Raw genomic sequence first — 17,526 nt, forward strand, 5'->3', positions numbered from 1 at the left:
TTTCACCTTCTTTCTATTTTCCCAACTCTTCCTTGTAAACGTCTATACTGATCAAACAAACGAAAAGTAGTTCCTACCGCTGAACCCGGTGTCCCTACCGTCGGTGTGATTACTTCTCCATCTTTGTCTAATATCAGCTGTACAGAACGAATAACATCTTGTATTGTCTCTCCTCGAACCTCCACAGAAGCCTTATAGCCTAAATCGTAATCCTCCATAAATCTTGTACCATCAACATCTAGGGGATATATTTCAAGTCCTGTCTGTTCAGTGCGCTCCTCTAGTTCGTTATACAAGGCTTGAAGCAATTCGGATTCTACTGTTGTCTGTCGTTGGTCAAGGAAATATTCTATTGTCCCATACAACAGCCTAGATGGTTCATCACCCGTGCCTACAAAATACCTCGCTGTCCCTTCCCCTCCGCCAGCACACAAGATGTAATTCCCCTCTGGTGCTTCCACATTGTACCGAAACCCCGATAAATTTCGGCGTTCCTTAGAAAATACAACGGTTCCCGTCACATCTTCCGGTTGAAATACTTCAAACAATAAAATAGGGATTCCAAAAAAGTCATCATACGATTGAATGACTCGGAATCCCAAGTTTCCTGACAGCGCACATGTTTTTAGTTGATCAATTAAATTATCATATCTGCTTCGGACGGTTATTGTTGGTCCTTTTAATCCATCGGTAGTGGTAGCAAGCAAGGGAATCGCTCTTGAATCTACGGCTAAGTAACCACAGTTGTTTTCTACAAGGTGAAGCATTGCCGATTCAGCTTTCCCTGTGAAAACATCGTAATCGATCCCTGTACCACGAGAAAAATTGTATACTCCACTAGGATTTGGAGGAACAGCCATTCTTGTTGCTAAAAGTCCTGTGTCATCGATTCCCATGACGGTAAAGGAGCCTTGATCTCCATCTTTTGACCAATCTTCATTCATTTCAATGTTTCTGATCGGACCAGAGAAAATGATATCCCCATCACGAGTTACAATGATTCCTCCAAGTCCATCCCCTTCTTGTCTCACTTCTAATAGGGTATTGATAGATTCGGTTTCCTCTGGTGGGAGTTCCAATATCCACTTGCCAACATCGTTAAAATTCATATTGAGAGTCAACTTAGTAAAGTTGATGATTGGTGCTATTCGATCTAAAAAACTATCACGTATCCATATCTCATACATAAGCTAAACCCCCAAATAACGCGTACTATAGGCAAGTTGGATCGATGATAAGGATGTAGCGTTTGCCATCTCGATTTTTACACTGTTCTGTCCTGATTCTATTGTCCAGAACGTAGAACCATAATCTAGCGATGGTAGGATGTTGATGTTTTCATCTAATATAATTTTTCTACGTTTTGTATCAATGGTGATTATCTGTGAGCTAGTCAAACTTATATTGTTTATGGTTAATACTTTTCCTGTTGTTTGATTAGTCATTTTTGGATTGTTGCCTGGTCCATGTATCGTCCACATGGGGAAAGTTTCTACATCCCCGTCATAATCAATATCGATTTGAGAACTAACTGCATCACCGCCTAAGTTTAAAGGGAAAAATGGAAACCATTTCGGCGGATTTTGATCGAGTTGAAATACTTCTGATGTTTCCCCTCCATAAAAATAGGGATCGAAAGCCCGAAAGGTTAGCGTCATCTTTCTCCAAGACATCCCACCTTCTTTGCCTTCTTTGCCTTCTTTGCCTTCTAATCCCTGTTTATATAAACAAGAGATGGAGCGATCCATTCCATCTGGGGAAATCACTCGAATCTTTCCAATCCCCTTGTAGACATTCAAAGAGCGGGTAAGTGTTCGAATTCGTTGAAATAAGTCTGAACGATTCACACCCCATACAATCAAATCGAGTTCCAATTCTCGTGGGAGTGTTTTTGATCGACGATAAAAAGACCCATCCTCAAACGGGATAGGGTCTTCGACATGCTGAAAATCTGGAGCATTGAAACCAGACCACCCTGACACGTCAATCCAATCTTGTACTGTGAAAATGGTTTCCTGATTGTCAGGAGATATCCAAGATATCTGTTCTTGATCAGCCATATAAGTACGCCGCCTTTCTCAAAGCAGCTAAAATTTCTTTATCAGTTGTGCGTTGTGCTTCATAGATGCTTATTATTGGTTGTTGTCTTGAGTCACTAGCACTGCTTGTTGTATTGGTAGGTTTCTGGATTTGTGAAGTAGCATCAACAGCGTTTGTTGCTGCCATTCTGATTTTTGGTATACCTGATTCGATGCCATCGCTAAACATTTGCATAAAATTAGGTGCCCATTCATCCGAATCGGAGGCTGGTCCCCATTTCGTCGGAGAGTGAAAACCCAAAAACCCTGCTACTTGTTTCGCCACTCCAGAAACCATGGAGGTCAAGGCACTAATTTTTGATTTTATCCCTGAGATAAACATGTTCATCAAATTGCTTCCCCAAGAAGATGCTTTACTTGCTAATCCGCTTAAAGTAGAAACAATACTGTGCCAAACGCTCGACACAGTACTTCTAACAGAATTGAAAGTAGAGGAAGTTGCATTCCTCAAAAAATTCCATGCAGAAGTCACGATATTTTTACAAAAATTAGCAGCAGTTGAAATAGCACTTTTTATACCAGACCAAATTGATAACGTTTTTGATTTCAAAAAATCCCAAATAACGGAAATTACTGATTTCAAAGCATTGAAGGCTGTTGTCGCTACGGATTTGATTCCTGAAAAAACTCCACTAAGAAAAGACTTTAAAGTATTCCACACGGATAAAGTCCATGTTTTTGCGGTATTCCAGCAGTTTACAATGAAATCGACAAGAGCTTTAAAATAATAGTTGTGATTGTACATCCATAGAAATGCCTCGACTACGAAGTTTTTAAGGGATGTCCATATTGCAACAGCTAAATTAACCAAAAAATTCCATCCTGTAGAAATCATGGATTGAATGGCAGTTATCCATGATGACACTGTTTGAGTGATAGCTGAAAATATACTTGAGAAAACGTTATACACTGTTGATAGAACCATAGAAAAGAATGAAATAATAGGTGTGAAAATAATCCTTGCTAGAGAAATGATCCCTGTCCACAGGGCTGAAAGATAAGCAACAAGCATACTTGACAAAGCTGTAACTATATTTAACACACTAGCCCACAACATGCTCCAATTTCCTGTGAAAAGAGCAGCAAAAATGTTGATGATGTTCATGACAATTGTTATCGCCGTGCTGATAATTGTTTGGATGATAGACCAAGCGGTCTGTATTACGACTAGGGCAATAGGCCATACCGCCGTAATAATCCCCAGAATGACAGCCATCGCTACGGACAGAATAGCGGAGATCACAGTCCAAATATTTTGGAATGCAGAAACGAGGGTAGGCAGAATACTATTCCACCATTGAACCACTCTATTCCATTGAGCCATAAAAAAAGCGGTAACTGCTTGTACAGCTGGCATGATAAAGGTTACAACCGCTTGAAATCCCGTTTTTATGGCATCCCAAACGCTGAGAATAACACTTCGAAAGGCTTCGCACCTAGTCCAAAGTAAGTATATAGCAGCGATAACCAAAACGATTGCTGCCGCCCATGCCATTGCAGTTCCAATCACCGTCATCAATCCGATTACGAATGGTGATATAGCAGCCCATAAAGCATTGAAAGCAAGAGCAAAACTTCCCGTCGTACTAACACCAATCGCTAACGGTGCTAATAATAATGTCAGAGCTACTGTGAGATAAATAAAGCCAAATGTCACCTGTGATAGGAGAGGCGACAATTTAGCTAATGCATCAAAAGCTTTTCCAATTGAGGTACCAAAATTAAGAATTGCTAAGACCACTGTTGTCCAAACTTTGATGAATGGAGTTAAGGCACTTAACCATGTCGATTTGAATCGATCAAAAGCTGGGGATAAGCGACCATCTACGATACTGGACATCTGCGCTAATCCTACATTCATCCCAAGAAACGCAATCCCTAATCCTATTTGCAACATTTGCATTCGTGCTAAACCTGTATTTATTAACTTGATTTGATTTTTTAAATCCAAGAAGGAAGCATTAGGCCCTAATTCTTTCAATGCTACGTTTGTAACGCTTCCCTGCCTTGCCATTAGCTCCAAACTATGACTAATTTTAAGAAATTGTTGATCCAAACCTCGGACGTTCATTCTTGTTAGGTTATCAATTACCTTTTGGGATTTGGTAGCTTCGGTCATCATTTTCTGATTGGAGGCTACCATTTTATCTCTCAAAAAATCCCATTTATTCGCCATTTGATTAGTTGCATTATCAATGTTGCTTTGTGTCGATTGTATTACAGAAGACATTCGACTAAACTGTTGAACTGCTTGATCGCTAGCAGCTCCCATTCGACTCCAATGTTGATAGACCTGATCTCCTGTATTACTTAAATTGTTGGATAGTCTAGCACTTGCTCTTTCTGCTTGTTTGAATGCATTTTCTGCTGTGTCTCCTATGTGTTTAAATTCATCAGAGGCATTGTCTATTCCGTTGACAATGATGTCAATTACATTAGCTATTATCTTCTATCTCCCTTCTTTATCTGCTTTTCCTGTTCTTTTTGTTCTTGATTCCAATACTCTACTAGTACTTTCTTTTGTAATAGAGTGAGATTGTTATAGTCACACAGAGACATTTTTAAATGTCGGACAAAAAAATAAAACTCCTCCGCTTCTTCACTCTTTACGAAAGGAATCTATATCTTCTGCCTCAGCTTTTTCCGCTTGTTTTTTCATCGATTCGATACCAGATAGTTCCATGATCTTTTCCCCAACCAGTTCAATCCATTTGGGATTCCATGTTTTATCAATACTATCTGTTGTCCACTCTGAATCAATTGTTCCAAGGGCTGCCGCCTTCATCCATGCGTCATATTGTGCTTCGGTTAAGATTGCCGTGTCCACCAGAACTTCCTTCGATTGGCTTTTTCCTATCATTTTTTGATTGACCTTTACACCACGAGATAGGATGGACTGCACTTCTTTCGATTCAGAATGACGTAGTGGTCGGACATCAATCTCATAGGATTCTCCATCATGCTCCACTGTTACTGTCTCGATATGTTTAATGCCTTTTGCAAGGGCTAACGTTAATTTTCCCATTTGTTCCATTCTCCTTAATAAGTAGCAATTGTATTTGTTACAGTGAATTCGATTGGTCCACTTTCATCCTCAGCCACCAATGCTCTCAGTGTTGCTTTTTGTTCCACTCGGTCACGCCCACTCATTGGCTGTTCCATTGATGTGTAAACCGCCCGCGGAATATGAATCACAATGTCTGTTCCAACGTTAATAGTCAAATCAAACTCTGAAAGCGTGGTACTTGTCGGGCCTGTAGATGTACCCCAAAATTTTTCTAATTGAACAGTGGAGAAAAAAGATAAACCTAGTTCAATCTCGACCGATAATGCCCCACGGAATGCCCTTCTAGGGAAACGAGAACCAATTGTAACTCCATCTTCATTATTTGCTCCTGTTTCAATCTTGATAGAGAAATTCTCGATATAAGCAGATTCATCTGTTCCAGAAATCGTAGCAGTAACCTGATGAGGAGCATATACGGCTCCTTCTGTGAAGATAGGATTGGAATTCAACGTTCCTTTTTGGTCTGCTCCGCCTAATACATCAACGGAAGCAGTCAAGAAATCATCATCTAGCTCAATCGTTAAGGTATCTACTACACAACCTGTAAAAATGTGTTCAAACACATCTTTTCCCACTCGTGCGGTGAAGCTCTTCATCAATGCTGCGTCTTGTGGGAAAAATCTGTGTACATATGGTGCTTCTGTTCCAGTTACAGAATGTCCACCTAATGCCCATTTTAGAAAACGGGGAAATGCCTCTAAATCAAATGGGGTTTCAATACTTCCCTCACTGGTGTATTGTCCAGCTGCTACTGTTCTGTCCTGTCTTGAAATTCCTTCATAAATCAATGCTTGATCACCGGATGGATCTAGCTCCGCACTTGCTGGATCGATGGTATCTGCTGGGGTAGCAGGAGTACCAAAGGTTGTTTCTTCTCCAAACGAAAAATATCTAGTAATTCCCATGTTTTATTCCCTCCTTTGAATACGAAAAGCAAACTGACATGATGCCCAATAGATGTCACTATTTTGTGTAGCTTCATACGATGGATCAATGTTTTGTGGTCTTACATCGTAAACCTTACCGCCTAAAGTTCGATCTGAAATGATAACATCATATACTCGTGCAACTATATCTTCGGCTGTATCCTTGCCGTTTTCATTGTCAAAGTCATGTACCATAACGATGAAGTTAAACAAAAAATCATGTATGGCTGTGTGGCCACTTATCAAATCTGGTTGATGCGGAGCAGGTAATACCCAAATCACAGGCATATTATCCATGTCACCTATGTCTGCACGATCCCCATAAACAATAGAAGCGATAGCAAATAATATATCTACTCTCGCCCCTTCTAGCTTCTCTATAATAGAATCTTTTATTTCTTTCCTGATCGTTGCTAGATTACGAGAATCAATGTTGTAACTCATGAGATACCAGCCCTTTTTAGCGCGGCTTCTACAATCTTGCCTGCTCTAGCATTCATTTGTGTAACGGTTTCCTCCACATACTTTTGCCCTTTCTGCCCTCGAACAGAACGAGCATAAACAATACGCCCATGCCACTCAAAGCGTAAAAACTTCGCTCGCTTAGGTGTGATAGGTCGACCACTACCATAGATTCCAGTCCCGTCATTCACCCATGCGGCATATTTGGTATTGTTGAAAATGCTGTGTTTTAGTTCTCCAAGTTGTTTTCGTTGCCACGACTTTGATAATTTCCCTGTTTTCCCTACAGGCGAATTATCTTTAGCAGCTTTGTTTGTCTCCTCGCTACATCTTTCACGCCTTGACGGATCGCATCAGCAACTTTTGATGATAATTCCTTGATCCGTTTGTCATTCTGGATCTCGATATTAATCATTTGTTATCACCTGTAGGAGAAGGAACAAAGATAGGTCTTTTATGCTGTCTTAGTGATCGTAATAAATCGGCTGGATATTGTTCTAAGCTTAAACTTGAATTGCTTCTCATGTTCTCTACTTGTACCTGACCTGCTCGCATATGCCATCGACAAAGTTGAGCTATCGCAAGTTGAACCGAGCCCGGATAAACCGTTTCCCCAAGGTCATTCTTAAAATCTTGATTGCAGTAGCCTTTTACATAATCTTCAACGAGCGGCAAAATTGCAGTTAAGTAAGCATCATTTTTGGTATTAGATGGTTCGATTCTCAGGAGTGCTTTTACTTCATCAACAGTCATAAAATCATTCCTTCTAATACTGACATTTATTTTTTTATTCACTATAATAAAAGATAAGAATGCCCCTCCTCTGGAAGGAAACTCACATGAGTAGCGAACTCGTCGCATCAACCACCTCCGGTGGACCGACCATCGAACTTCAGCAACTGTACGACATCATGTCCGCCCTCCGGGAAGATGTCACCCAACTCAAGCAAGACGGGTGGGGAGACGACGACGTGCGTGTACTGGAACTGAACAACATCCACGATCTTCTCAAGAATCGGAATATCTCTGAGGCACTGACTGAGCTCACGAGGTTCGTGTATGACGGTCCTGCAAGTTGGAATGCCCCCGAAGCTCTCAGGCTTCTTGAGGAGTTCGTCAACGCATGAAGCAGTAGCTTCTGGGATTGGATGGACAAAAGCCAGAACTCATATATTGGGTTCTGGCACCCATTAACAACAGACATTAGTATCTATAACTATTTCTTCTTTGTCTCTCCTTTTTTAACTATCTTTTTCGGTTCTTCCTGATCTTGATCCTCTTCCTTGGATTTTCTCTTTTCTTCTAATTCCTTTTGTTTGACTAATTCTCTTCGTCTACGCTGGAAAGCTGTTGCAGATATAATAATCACCCTTTCATGAGAAAAGGGAAGCGATTCGCCTCCCTATGCTAATTTGTGTACAAACGCTACAATACGAATGTTTTTATTGTCATACACTCTGGTCCAGTTAGCAGCAGTTTCTAGTTCGGCATTGGTTGGGCTGGATCCAGCAACAGAAGAATTCGTGAATTTCACACCTCTAGGATGTAATAAGAAGTGTTGACGGTTGATAAGGATATCATCACCCGCAAGGCTGTCACGATCCGTTTCTGTTGGAACAGGAGCACCGCCATTCCCTAGACCGATAGCACCAGCACCAAAGAGATATGTGGTATATACTCCAGAACTTACTGGGCAACCATCATCCACGATAACACGTTTATTCATGTAAGTTGGGAACTCTACAACACCCTGAGAATTTGGAATATAGGAAATAAGGTTATCTTGTTCAAGCTTGGTAAAGGTTGCACTGTGCATGACAACCGCTGTTAGTTGATCAGATGCATCACCCAGTTTATTTTTGGCGTTGATAAATTCGGTTCCACTGATAACAGCAGCCGAGCCAGTACCCCCAGAAATATCATATTTGTTCCCTGCCATTGAAGCAGCGGCAAACACACCTTTCAAGATAGATATAAGCACTGCTTGACGTTTTCGCGCCCAGAAGGAAGCAACAAGATCACCAATTGCACCCATTGGATCATCACCGGATAGAGCAGCTGCGAGATCATTCGCACTCCATTCCTTACCTCTCATGAGTAATACAGCAACGTCTTGGGACGCTGTAATTTTCTCTGGGGTCAATGCTCCACTATCGGACAATACTTCATCAGTACCCGTTAAATCATTCCAGAAGGGCATATTGATCAGTTTGCCACCAGCAGAAGCCAATCGATCTAATTCCGGGTTAGGAACTACAATACCGCTTTGGTACAAAGCAGATAACTCTGCGGTACGTTGGATTACATAAGGGTTAAAGACAGAAGGGACTATAACGTCACTGATCTGAGTCTTCGGCATCTATAACACTCCTATTTCGCCTGAGATTATAGCGATTTCGCTAACTCAGGGTTTTCTTTTAAGATTTGGGCTTGCTTGGTTAAGTTGAAAGTTTCTTTCTTCCAAGGATTCACAACAGATGTAGCAGTTTGTGTATTCTTGTGCGGCTCTCGCCCATTGGCTTTGAAGGTTTCCCCAACTGCCGCTTTTAGTGCTTCACTCCACACTTTTTCCAATGTGGTTAAATTCGCTTGTGTGGATTCCGCATCGCCACCCACAAAAAAATCAAGCAATTCCACAGGTAACCCTTTTTCGGTAGCCTGTTTATACGCTTGATTTCGTATCGTTTCTTTTTGTCGTTCTTGTTCGGTTTGATTCAATCGAGATTCTAGTTCTTTGATTTTGATTTGTTCCGGTGTTTCTTCTGGATAACGTTTTTTCACTTCTTCTTCAATCAAAGAAGATAAATTATTTTGTTTCCACGTTTCCAACGAGCGTGAAAAGTGTTTGTCTTTCTCAGTGGATAAATATTTTTTTGCATCTTCGTTGTTCTCTAAGTAACTTTTTACATCATCTAGTGTAAAACTAATTTCTGCTGAGTTTACTTGTGTACCCTCAACATTGTTATTTTCTTCATTCATGTTTCTTCTCTCCTTGTGCCCTTCCAGTTCATTGCCCTGCAAGTGCAAACTTTAATACACATCTACAATTGATATCATCACTGGGGTTATTCATCATGCCAGGTGCAGGCCCATAACCACCATTTAAGCTACTAAAATTCGCATATGCGGGTATTGCTGTACCATCCAGATGTTTATGGGCTGGTCTGATTCGGTTATCTAACGTCCCATCCCATATCTTTCGCAATCTAGGATCAAAGGATTGATTGGCGGCATCCATTTTGGCTTGATTGATTAACCTGTGTGCTTCCGTTCGAGCAATGGTTCTCATTTTTCTTGCATCTTGATCAATGGACTGTTTTATTCTCTGTGAAAGCTTTTCGAATGTATCTCCTGCTTTCATTCCTTTTATCATTTGTTGTTTGATGGATAACAAAGACCGTCTTCTCATTCGTTCCAGTCGTGCATTTAAGGATAAATCATTTATTTTGGATTGAATGATTTCGTTTATCTCTTTCTTGCCGATGTCCAAAGCATTCACATGTAAGATAGCAGCTGTGTCTTGGTATACCTTTTGATAGAGATCAAACAGACCACTCTTTAGAGCTTTCTTATTCTTCTTATGTGCTTCGTTCACATCATCCATAATCAATTGGGTGACATTCTTCAATCGGTTGTATTTCATCAACTCCAATGGTGTTTGAGCACCAAATCGTCCGAATACCTGTGACAATATCGACCGAATACGCTTTAACGACAGGCTATAAGCCAACAACAGAAGCAGAATAAGGTCATTCAGGTTGTTTTCCGCTTCCTGTTCTGCTTGTATCTGTTCCTCCTGTGTTTGGTTCTCTTGTTGGGTCACCAGCAAAACCTCCCATCATAGAATCAAGCTCCATCGCTTCTTTTGACATTTCATCTATTTCCCACTGCACATCGTCGACAAAGGATAATTGGGATAATCGCGTTTGCTCACTTACCAATCCTTTGAGCGTGGCACTGCTTTGTGCTTCATCCAATAGATTCAATGGGAAGTTACGTTTGAACTGGAACCAGATATGAATGTAGTTGATCACGATTCCCTTTTTTGCCCACGCACTAGATAAGATTTTAAATTGTTGCCGTAAAGCTGCAGTAAACTTTCGTTCCGCTGTGATGCATTTCGATTCTAAAGCGAATAGTTTAAATTTGAGGCTAACCCCTGATTGATTCCCTGCGAATGCTTCATCACCGAAATTAACCGACTTGGCGAATCTCAATATGTTTTGTTCTAGTCGATCCAAGTGATTCTCCAGCATATTGTCATTCATTTCCTTAGTGAGAAACTCAATTTTACTACCATCTTCCGGTGAATCAATTCCAAATGCTCCTGTTTGTTTTGCGAGTTCCATTGTTTCCTCATCAGGAGCAAAACCATAAAAGAGCATATAGGCAAGACGAAAGGCTTCAATTTCTGAATTGACATCAGACAAAGAACGGTCATAAGCATCGATTAGAGAAAGAACTTTCTCACAATCTCCCTGACGTTCTTCGTTATTTAGGAACGCAATAAGTGGTATCCCATCGTACATGTGCGGACGTGGATTCATTGGTTCTGTTTCGTCCAGTACATAAACTCCGTTTTCCTCCACAAAAAAAGAAACCTGCTGGGAATCGTACCATTCTACTCTGGTCCGTTCTTCGGTTTCTGTCCCTTGTTTAATTGTAATTGGGTAATATCTCATTCCATACTGTGATTCGTTAATCGATCTATCATAGACAAAGATGCATTCCCAAGGATCAACATTCATAATACGTTCGTTACCTTCACTATCGATATATAGCAGACGTGCTGCAAGTCCTGTTATAGCTGCATTCTTTGCAGTTTCGCTGTCTATGTCTTCTATATTGTTCCGTATATTGAAATCCTGTAATACTTCATCTGCTGTATCATGAACCGATAATTCACGATCTACCGCATAGACAATAGGCTTGCCAGCGAAATATCCCACTTTTGTATCAATAATCTCTGAGAAGAAATCGTTATTGAGTTTATTATTTACTTTCTCATAGTCTGGAACTTTCCTTGTAAGAATTGGTACACCTATAGCAGATGCTTTGTATCGCTCATACAGTTGGATCATTCGTATTCTGTCTGCTGTATGAGATTCAATCAAATCCGTTATAATCTCGCTTGTCACCTGTCCATTTAGCAGCTTGATATGGAGTAGAATATCATCCATTGTCTGCATCGCTTCACCCCCCTATATTCGTTGTGCTGCCTTAAATGCGCCTTTCATATCGGATACCTCATAACCATCTAAAGCGTACCAGATGGCACTGAAGGTATGCGGATCAATATTAAATTCGTCCTCGATGATGTTACCGTCTTTATCTACCTTGTATGTGAGTTCGGCTAATTCCTCAATGGTGTGTTTGCATTCATCCGAACAAATGATTTTCTTAAACCGTTTGATCTTCTTGGTATTTTGGAGCCTAGATCCTTGAAACTTCTTCGCACCTTTCATGTGGAAACCTTGTTGCTGAAAATAACGGATCGTCTTTGGTTCCGCTGAATCTGCTCGTATGAGTTCCTTCGTTTGCTTAAATTCGGCAAGTTCTATGGCTGTTTTATCATCTGTCATTTTGTTCTTGTAGTACTCCCAATAGATGTACAAGTATTTCCTATCATGATCGATTGCGACACGTAACAAAGCATTATAGGAGGTTTCAAATCCAAAATCAAAGCCTGCTCGCTTCATTCGTTTTGGAATCTCATCAACTGCTGCTATCACTTCATTATGTGATCTCACTTCAAACTGTGGCAACACGCGAACCCCATTCACACCAAATCTACCCTTGCGCGCCACTCGATACAGATCAGGATCATATAACTTCATTTCCTCCAGCTGTTCAATGTAGCTTTCAGGCAAAAATAAATTATCATCAGCAACAGAGTGATGATAATAGGCGTTGTCCCGTATCAATATTCTACTTTGATATAGCTGCTCATCATTGATGTTCATTGCTTTGAAGAAATGTTTATAGGTCCAATTTCCTTTTCCTACTGGATTCGTAGATAAAAGAAAGTGAAGTGATAGTGTTGGATGTCGCAAACGTCCAAGTAACTCCTTATATCCCTCATATTTCAATTCGCTACATTCTTCGATCCATACGATAGTAACGTTGTGAATGGACTTCAATTTAGCAGGTTTATCCATTCCTTTGAATATGATCTTGGAACCATTAGGGAAACGAATTTGCATAGGTTGGCGATTGATCTTGATCTTATCCTCTAGGTCTAACTCAATAATGATTTCTTCCAACAGAGCTAAACAGCTATCTCGCATAGTGTCATATACTTCGCGTACTACCAATGCCGTCCGTTTCTCGTTGATCAGCTTCATTACTAATTTCAGAGCCATGTGGTAACTTTTCGATCGAGCTTCCATAGCCTCCGACCAAGAAATAAAACTTGTACCGCCAATCAAATAGAAAATCATCAAAGTGAGGATTAACTTCCTTCTCCATAGTCCTCACCTTTTCGTTTGATAATGATTTCAATTGGTTCTGTTTCGTCTAAGTTCTTGATCTTCTCGATCTCTGTTTTCAACTTCTCAATCTTAAGTTGTTTCTCTTCTCGATCTAGTTCGCTAAGTTCATTTTCTTTCTTGCGTTGTTCTAACTCTGCTCTCTTGATATCCAATTCTTTTTCTTTGTTCACTTTGTCCCAGAGTGTACCTATAACGATAGCAGAATCCCTCGCATTCGTTTTTGGATTAACTCAGGATCATTTACACGAAGGAGATAAGCATTAACAGTAGACCATGCTTTTTCAATATGCTCACTCTTTTTTTGTTTCCTTACTTTTGCAAATTCATCTTTATCCGCTCTAATTACATTTTTCACTGTGTTTGGCGATATCTCGAACTTACGAGCTGTCTCACTTAGATTCCCACAACTAGCATAATGCGCCCTAATCTCTTCCCTTAATCCATCATCCAGCTTTTGTCCTCTCTTCGCCATCACATATCACCTACACCTCCACTACACAAAAAACAAACCTTTTCTAAGTAAGGCTTGTTTTCATCAGTCGTTCTTCCATTGTTTTGACATAGCGTTCCTCTTTTTCGATCCCTATACAATTCATACCAAGGTTATCTGCAGCTACAAGCGTTGTCCCACTACCTGAAAACGGATCTAGAACTGTGCCCCCTTCTGGAGTAATCACTTTGATTAATTCCTCAATCAGTTCCACAGGTTTCTGTGTTGGGTGTAATTTTTTATTTGGCGCAACCCGTTTACCACTGATAACATTTCGTCCATTGTTGATATGATATTTTGGTTTTCCCTTTACAAATTCCATGATTAATTCATGTTGTGGTTTGAATCCAAAGCCCATTCCAAAATGACCCTTATCCCATACAATCAAATTTCGATGTTGTAATCCAGATGATTCTAGTGCAGGGGCTAAATGTGGATACATTCTCCAATCGCAAAAGATCAAGGCACTACTACTAGGTTTTAATATACGAAAAAGCTCGACACAAACGGATCTTAATAAAAAGATCAAACCCATTGTTGTAATATTATCGTTGCTAAACCATCCAAAGCGTTTGAAAGTTTCTCCCTCATTTGGTATTCCTTGATTAGGCGCACTCTTTTTCCCTACTTCTGTAAATCCACCGCTACAATATGGAGGGTCAGTAACCACGCTGTCTATGCTGTTATCTTCTAACTTCTTCAACTCTTCCAGACAATCTCCATGTATGATCATGCTGTTGTTCGTCCTTTCCGAGTATAAAAATGTAGTTATTCATTCGGCTTATGAATCTTATTTTGCGGATTCACTAAATACGCATTGAACTGTGCATATACACTGTGGTATCCAATGGCGAAGGCTCCACTAACCGGATTCCAAGCTTCATAACATCGTGCCGCCTTTTTGATCTTATCCCTTTGTACTGTAGTAGCCGTGTATGTTGTACCTGGACGACTCAATGCCCAATCTGAGCGAGCAATATAGAATCTTGCATCGGTCACAATTCCCTCGTTATAAAGCTCTAATAAAGCCTGTCCGCTGTATCGATGGCTTTCGCTGGTATCATAGTAGCTCATTGTTTTATAGGAAGCTGTTGGTCCATAAGTATCTACATATTCCAGCATGAGGGCTTTGATTGTATCCTTATTAACTGGTCCCTTTTCTAAATCTACTGGCTGTATATGAATACTCTCAGGTGATACCCCTAATTGCCCTAAGGCGGAACAAAATTCACGGTTACGAGCTGTAGAAAAATCATCATCCGTTAGAGGCTCATAACCTTCTAAATATGGATTATGAGCAGTTCCCCAATATGCGGATGTTCCGTCACCATTCAATACATCTTGTACAAATGAACCTTTCCCAGTGGTATAGAGAACAATGATAACTTCTCTTCCTGCTGCTAAGTGATTCAAAATATCAATGGCTGCTTGTAGGGTTTCGTCATCTTGATGAGGTATAAAGAATATCGCTGGTCCCAGCATTTATATCATCCTTTCAAAAACATAAATAAACACTCAATCAAATACAGACCGTTCACTTTTGTAGACTCATATAAAAAAGACATCACATATTTAATATGATGTCTTTTGATCTATAGAAAAAGATTAGGTTTGCGACTCCGGATAGCAAGTCTAGTTAGGGAACTAGAGTTACTATCCGGTGGATGAATCTCCTTTGTTGCTTTGTGGAAACTCAACCAATTGATCCCTCAGGGGCAGCTTCAGCAAATCATGATGTTGAGCTTGGGACGGATGATGGTCTTGCACACATCGGCGATCTTCACACCGTCCAGCGTGATACCAGCTTCGATCTCTTCCTCAGAGACGAAGTAAACCCATCCCTGAGTGGATGCTGCCAGCTTCTCCATCGTTTCCTTGCTGAGCTTGACGGTGAACATCTCCGCCAAACGCAGTGTATCGATGGGATTGGTCTCGCTGTAGTGAGTGCTCCCACCTCGCTGCACTCCGTACCCGCTGAAGTCGATCGTCATCCCGACCAGATCGGCCTTCGTGAGGACGTCCGTCTCCTCGACGAGTTCCTCCACGATTTCACGCTCCGGCGAGAGTTCACGATCGATTCCCTTGGAAAACCACTCTTTCAGCTTCCCAAGAGCGCTTGTGGGCAACCGGAAACGAAGGTCATCACCCTTCTCGAAGCCAACCGCACCGATGGTACGGAGGTACTCCAGACCCATCGGAAAAGCAGCGATTCCACCTCCGATCGGAGTCAGAACACGCTTCCCGTGACGGTCAAGCTGGTTCTTGTTGATCAACAAGCAGTATCGACTATCCTCATCCTGAAGGACGACGAACCCAGCGCAGCTGATACGGATCATACGCACAGTCATCGTTTGCTTTCTCCTGCTACTAGAGGATCGGATATATAAATTATAGTATACAAGAAATAAATTCACTAGTTATAAATTTTAACTCAAATGTTTGTTCAGAGTTCGTTTCAATATGTCCTCTCAAATTTCGTTTTACATTATAAATAGCAAGAGAGACTAGGCTTCATCCTAATCGTCCCTTGCTTTTAGATAAGGTATCCAATCCCAGCAGCCACCGCTGTCGCCTTGCTTCACGTTTTGATTAAAGAACAGCCCTGTTGGATTTAATACAGCCAAATGAACGGTTGTATCGTCTACTACACCTGTGATAATAGCAGCACGCTCCTCGCTATTGTATTCTCCATTAGGTGTACCATAAGACTTGTAATACACGATTCTACCTACTGTTGGTTTCATATTACATCATCCTTTCGAATTTTGAGCATAAAAAAACCACTCGAGAGAGTGGTAAAAGATTCCTTATATTAATTTACTCCTGCACATGTTACATACCCACTTTGGTGAAAATTAGGCGCTACATCAACATAAACGCGATATTGTGCTGATGAACTTGAAGGGCTAATTTCCCAAGTCATTGACTGCCCATTAGAAATATCTACCCATGGATAGTCTGGTGGGAACATACTTGTCCATTCACCTGTTGCATAACTTTTATATTGTAAATGAACATTTGCGCTTGAGTATTCAGCATCCCAATCGAGCCAACTATCTGTACTAACTACCTTTAACTGCATTCTTGGATAACTGGTACTGCAAGGTGCACTTCCCCAATGGGAAGACCCACCAAGGTCAAAACTTCCTAAATTAGTCGCAGCAAAAGCAGAATATGGCAATAAAGTCATGAAAACCGCAAAAAACATGGACAAACTAACTGTGAATTTTTTCAAATGATGACCTCCGCTTTTAAAAATTAAATTGTGATACCGTCGTCATATTATTTACAATTCAAATTGTATCATAATAATTATGAATATAAGTATTTTTTATTTCAAATAAAGAAATAGAATCGAAAATCACCATTTGATATTATCTTTTCACAAAAAATCACCACCCATTTGAGTGGCTATTGTCGATTTATAAGCATCTGATAAGTGAATTTTCTCCGAGGTGATGGATGATCGTCGACTTACCAGATGCTGACTATATATAGCTAAGTAACTATAACTCACTCACTATCATCATAACATGGATTAATCGATAGGACGGTATACTCTTTGGTATACTCTTTCTTAGTCGTTGGCTTATCTTTTTTATCCAAATGAGACTATAGCCCAGTTCTGCTGCAATTTCTGGTAATGTCATCCTTAATGCATCACGCATATAAGCCACTTTTGATTCTAGTGTTTCAAATTCAGACATACGCTTTTCAATTTCTATTTTGGTACTCTCTTTCCCCTCAAGTAGAATTGTGTATTCTTCTACTAGATCACATATCTTCTTCATCCGATTCAAGCAAGTATCAAGTGGAAAAGCTCTGTTTATCGTGGATTCATGACATGCTTTTAACCAGTATTTATGTTCATTTTCCAAGTTCTTAATTCTTATCGTAATAATATCTATTTCAATGCAGAGATCATGATACAATTCCATGCTTTCCACCTCTTTGATATAATGATGGTATGTTAGTTCCATCCATCCAAATG

The 17,526-nt window shown here is 40.4% G+C and carries 23 protein-coding genes and 1 pseudogene; 1 reads left to right on the forward strand and 23 read right to left on the reverse strand.

Going from position 1 to position 17,526, the window contains the following annotated elements; translation table 11 throughout:
• Nucleotides 1-2 precede the first annotated feature (2 nt).
• From AC5WOF_RS05780 to AC5WOF_RS05820, 9 genes are all read right to left on the reverse strand, one after another.
• Nucleotides 3-1,187, reverse strand: coding sequence for a siphovirus ReqiPepy6 Gp37-like family protein (locus AC5WOF_RS05780; protein ID WP_496048996.1), 1,185 nt, complete (start codon nt 1,185-1,187; stop codon nt 3-5).
• A 3-nt stretch (nt 1,188-1,190) separates the two neighbouring features.
• On the reverse strand, nt 1,191-2,060 hold the full coding sequence (locus AC5WOF_RS05785) for a phage distal tail protein (RefSeq protein WP_496048997.1): 870 nt from the start codon (nt 2,058-2,060) through the stop codon (nt 1,191-1,193).
• Nucleotides 2,053-4,371, reverse strand: coding sequence for a phage tail protein (locus AC5WOF_RS05790; RefSeq protein WP_496048998.1), 2,319 nt, complete (start codon nt 4,369-4,371; stop codon nt 2,053-2,055). Before AC5WOF_RS05790 ends, AC5WOF_RS05785 begins: the two co-directional genes overlap by 8 nt.
• Nucleotides 4,372-4,698: 327 nt before the next feature.
• Nucleotides 4,699-5,124, reverse strand: coding sequence for a hypothetical protein (locus AC5WOF_RS05795; protein ID WP_496048999.1), 426 nt, complete (start codon nt 5,122-5,124; stop codon nt 4,699-4,701).
• 14 nt (nt 5,125-5,138) lie between these two features.
• Complete coding sequence (locus tag AC5WOF_RS05800) at nt 5,139-6,071, reverse strand: phage tail tube protein (RefSeq protein ID WP_496049000.1); 933 nt, start codon at nt 6,069-6,071, stop codon at nt 5,139-5,141.
• Nucleotides 6,072-6,074: 3 nt separating this feature from the next.
• Nucleotides 6,075-6,536 (reverse strand): hypothetical protein, encoded by a 462-nt coding sequence (locus AC5WOF_RS05805; protein WP_496049001.1) that lies wholly within the window; start codon nt 6,534-6,536, stop codon nt 6,075-6,077.
• Nucleotides 6,533-6,745: a hypothetical protein gene (locus AC5WOF_RS05810; RefSeq protein WP_496049002.1), complete on the reverse strand. Its 213-nt coding sequence runs from the start codon at nt 6,743-6,745 to the stop codon at nt 6,533-6,535. The genes AC5WOF_RS05805 and AC5WOF_RS05810 overlap by 4 nt, the downstream gene beginning before the upstream one ends.
• Before the next feature lie 92 nt (nt 6,746-6,837).
• Complete coding sequence (locus AC5WOF_RS05815) at nt 6,838-6,969, reverse strand: hypothetical protein (RefSeq protein WP_496049003.1); 132 nt, start codon at nt 6,967-6,969, stop codon at nt 6,838-6,840.
• Entirely contained in the window at nt 6,966-7,307 is a 342-nt protein-coding gene (locus tag AC5WOF_RS05820; protein ID WP_496049004.1) for a phage head-tail connector protein, read from the reverse strand. Before AC5WOF_RS05820 ends, AC5WOF_RS05815 begins: the two co-directional genes overlap by 4 nt.
• An 86-nt stretch (nt 7,308-7,393) precedes the next feature.
• On the opposite strand from AC5WOF_RS05820, the gene AC5WOF_RS05825 reads away from it, so the two are divergent.
• The gene (locus AC5WOF_RS05825) at nt 7,394-7,681 is read left to right on the forward strand and encodes a hypothetical protein (protein ID WP_496049005.1); all 288 of its coding nucleotides are present in this window, start codon (nt 7,394-7,396) and stop codon (nt 7,679-7,681) included.
• 89 nt (nt 7,682-7,770) lie between these two features.
• On the opposite strand, the gene AC5WOF_RS05830 is transcribed toward AC5WOF_RS05825, so the two are convergent.
• The 14 genes and pseudogenes from AC5WOF_RS05830 to AC5WOF_RS05895 form a co-directional block, all read right to left on the reverse strand.
• Nucleotides 7,771-7,923 (reverse strand): hypothetical protein, encoded by a 153-nt coding sequence (locus AC5WOF_RS05830; RefSeq protein WP_496049006.1) that lies wholly within the window; start codon nt 7,921-7,923, stop codon nt 7,771-7,773.
• A gap of 33 nt (nt 7,924-7,956) precedes the next feature.
• Nucleotides 7,957-8,913 (reverse strand): major capsid protein, encoded by a 957-nt coding sequence (locus tag AC5WOF_RS05835; protein WP_496049007.1) that lies wholly within the window; start codon nt 8,911-8,913, stop codon nt 7,957-7,959.
• 26 nt (nt 8,914-8,939) lie between these two features.
• Nucleotides 8,940-9,533, reverse strand: coding sequence for a DUF4355 domain-containing protein (locus AC5WOF_RS05840; protein WP_496049008.1), 594 nt, complete (start codon nt 9,531-9,533; stop codon nt 8,940-8,942).
• Nucleotides 9,534-9,561: 28 nt separating this feature from the next.
• On the reverse strand, nt 9,562-10,377 hold the full coding sequence (locus AC5WOF_RS05845) for a phage minor head protein (RefSeq protein ID WP_496049009.1): 816 nt from the start codon (nt 10,375-10,377) through the stop codon (nt 9,562-9,564).
• Nucleotides 10,304-11,734, reverse strand: coding sequence for a phage portal protein (locus AC5WOF_RS05850; RefSeq protein ID WP_496049435.1), 1,431 nt, complete (start codon nt 11,732-11,734; stop codon nt 10,304-10,306). The genes AC5WOF_RS05845 and AC5WOF_RS05850 overlap by 74 nt, the downstream gene beginning before the upstream one ends.
• Nucleotides 11,735-11,755: 21 nt before the next feature.
• A pseudogene (locus AC5WOF_RS05855) lies at nt 11,756-13,022 on the reverse strand (PBSX family phage terminase large subunit).
• Nucleotides 13,006-13,215 carry a hypothetical protein gene (locus AC5WOF_RS05860; RefSeq protein ID WP_496049010.1) on the reverse strand — a complete coding sequence of 70 codons (210 nt, stop codon included), beginning with the start codon at nt 13,213-13,215 and terminating at the stop codon, nt 13,006-13,008. Before AC5WOF_RS05860 ends, AC5WOF_RS05855 begins: the two are co-directional and overlap by 17 nt.
• A gap of 17 nt (nt 13,216-13,232) precedes the next feature.
• Nucleotides 13,233-13,517, reverse strand: coding sequence for a hypothetical protein (locus AC5WOF_RS05865; RefSeq protein WP_496049011.1), 285 nt, complete (start codon nt 13,515-13,517; stop codon nt 13,233-13,235).
• A 43-nt stretch (nt 13,518-13,560) separates the two neighbouring features.
• Complete coding sequence (locus AC5WOF_RS05870) at nt 13,561-14,268, reverse strand: DNA-methyltransferase (RefSeq protein ID WP_496049012.1); 708 nt, start codon at nt 14,266-14,268, stop codon at nt 13,561-13,563.
• A 35-nt stretch (nt 14,269-14,303) separates the two neighbouring features.
• Entirely contained in the window at nt 14,304-15,017 is a 714-nt protein-coding gene (locus AC5WOF_RS05875) for a PIG-L family deacetylase (protein ID WP_496049013.1), read from the reverse strand.
• Between the two features lie 239 nt (nt 15,018-15,256).
• Nucleotides 15,257-15,883 carry an SMODS-associated NUDIX domain-containing protein gene (locus tag AC5WOF_RS05880; protein WP_496049014.1) on the reverse strand — a complete coding sequence of 209 codons (627 nt, stop codon included), beginning with the start codon at nt 15,881-15,883 and terminating at the stop codon, nt 15,257-15,259.
• A 168-nt stretch (nt 15,884-16,051) separates the two neighbouring features.
• Nucleotides 16,052-16,279 carry a hypothetical protein gene (locus AC5WOF_RS05885; protein WP_496049015.1) on the reverse strand — a complete coding sequence of 76 codons (228 nt, stop codon included), beginning with the start codon at nt 16,277-16,279 and terminating at the stop codon, nt 16,052-16,054.
• 68 nt (nt 16,280-16,347) lie between these two features.
• On the reverse strand, nt 16,348-16,770 hold the full coding sequence (locus AC5WOF_RS05890) for a hypothetical protein (RefSeq protein WP_496049016.1): 423 nt from the start codon (nt 16,768-16,770) through the stop codon (nt 16,348-16,350).
• 271 nt (nt 16,771-17,041) lie between these two features.
• Nucleotides 17,042-17,473 carry a hypothetical protein gene (locus tag AC5WOF_RS05895; RefSeq protein ID WP_496049017.1) on the reverse strand — a complete coding sequence of 144 codons (432 nt, stop codon included), beginning with the start codon at nt 17,471-17,473 and terminating at the stop codon, nt 17,042-17,044.
• Nucleotides 17,474-17,526 lie beyond the last annotated feature (53 nt).

It is taken from the genome of Shimazuella sp. NTD250, from assembly GCF_059510375.1.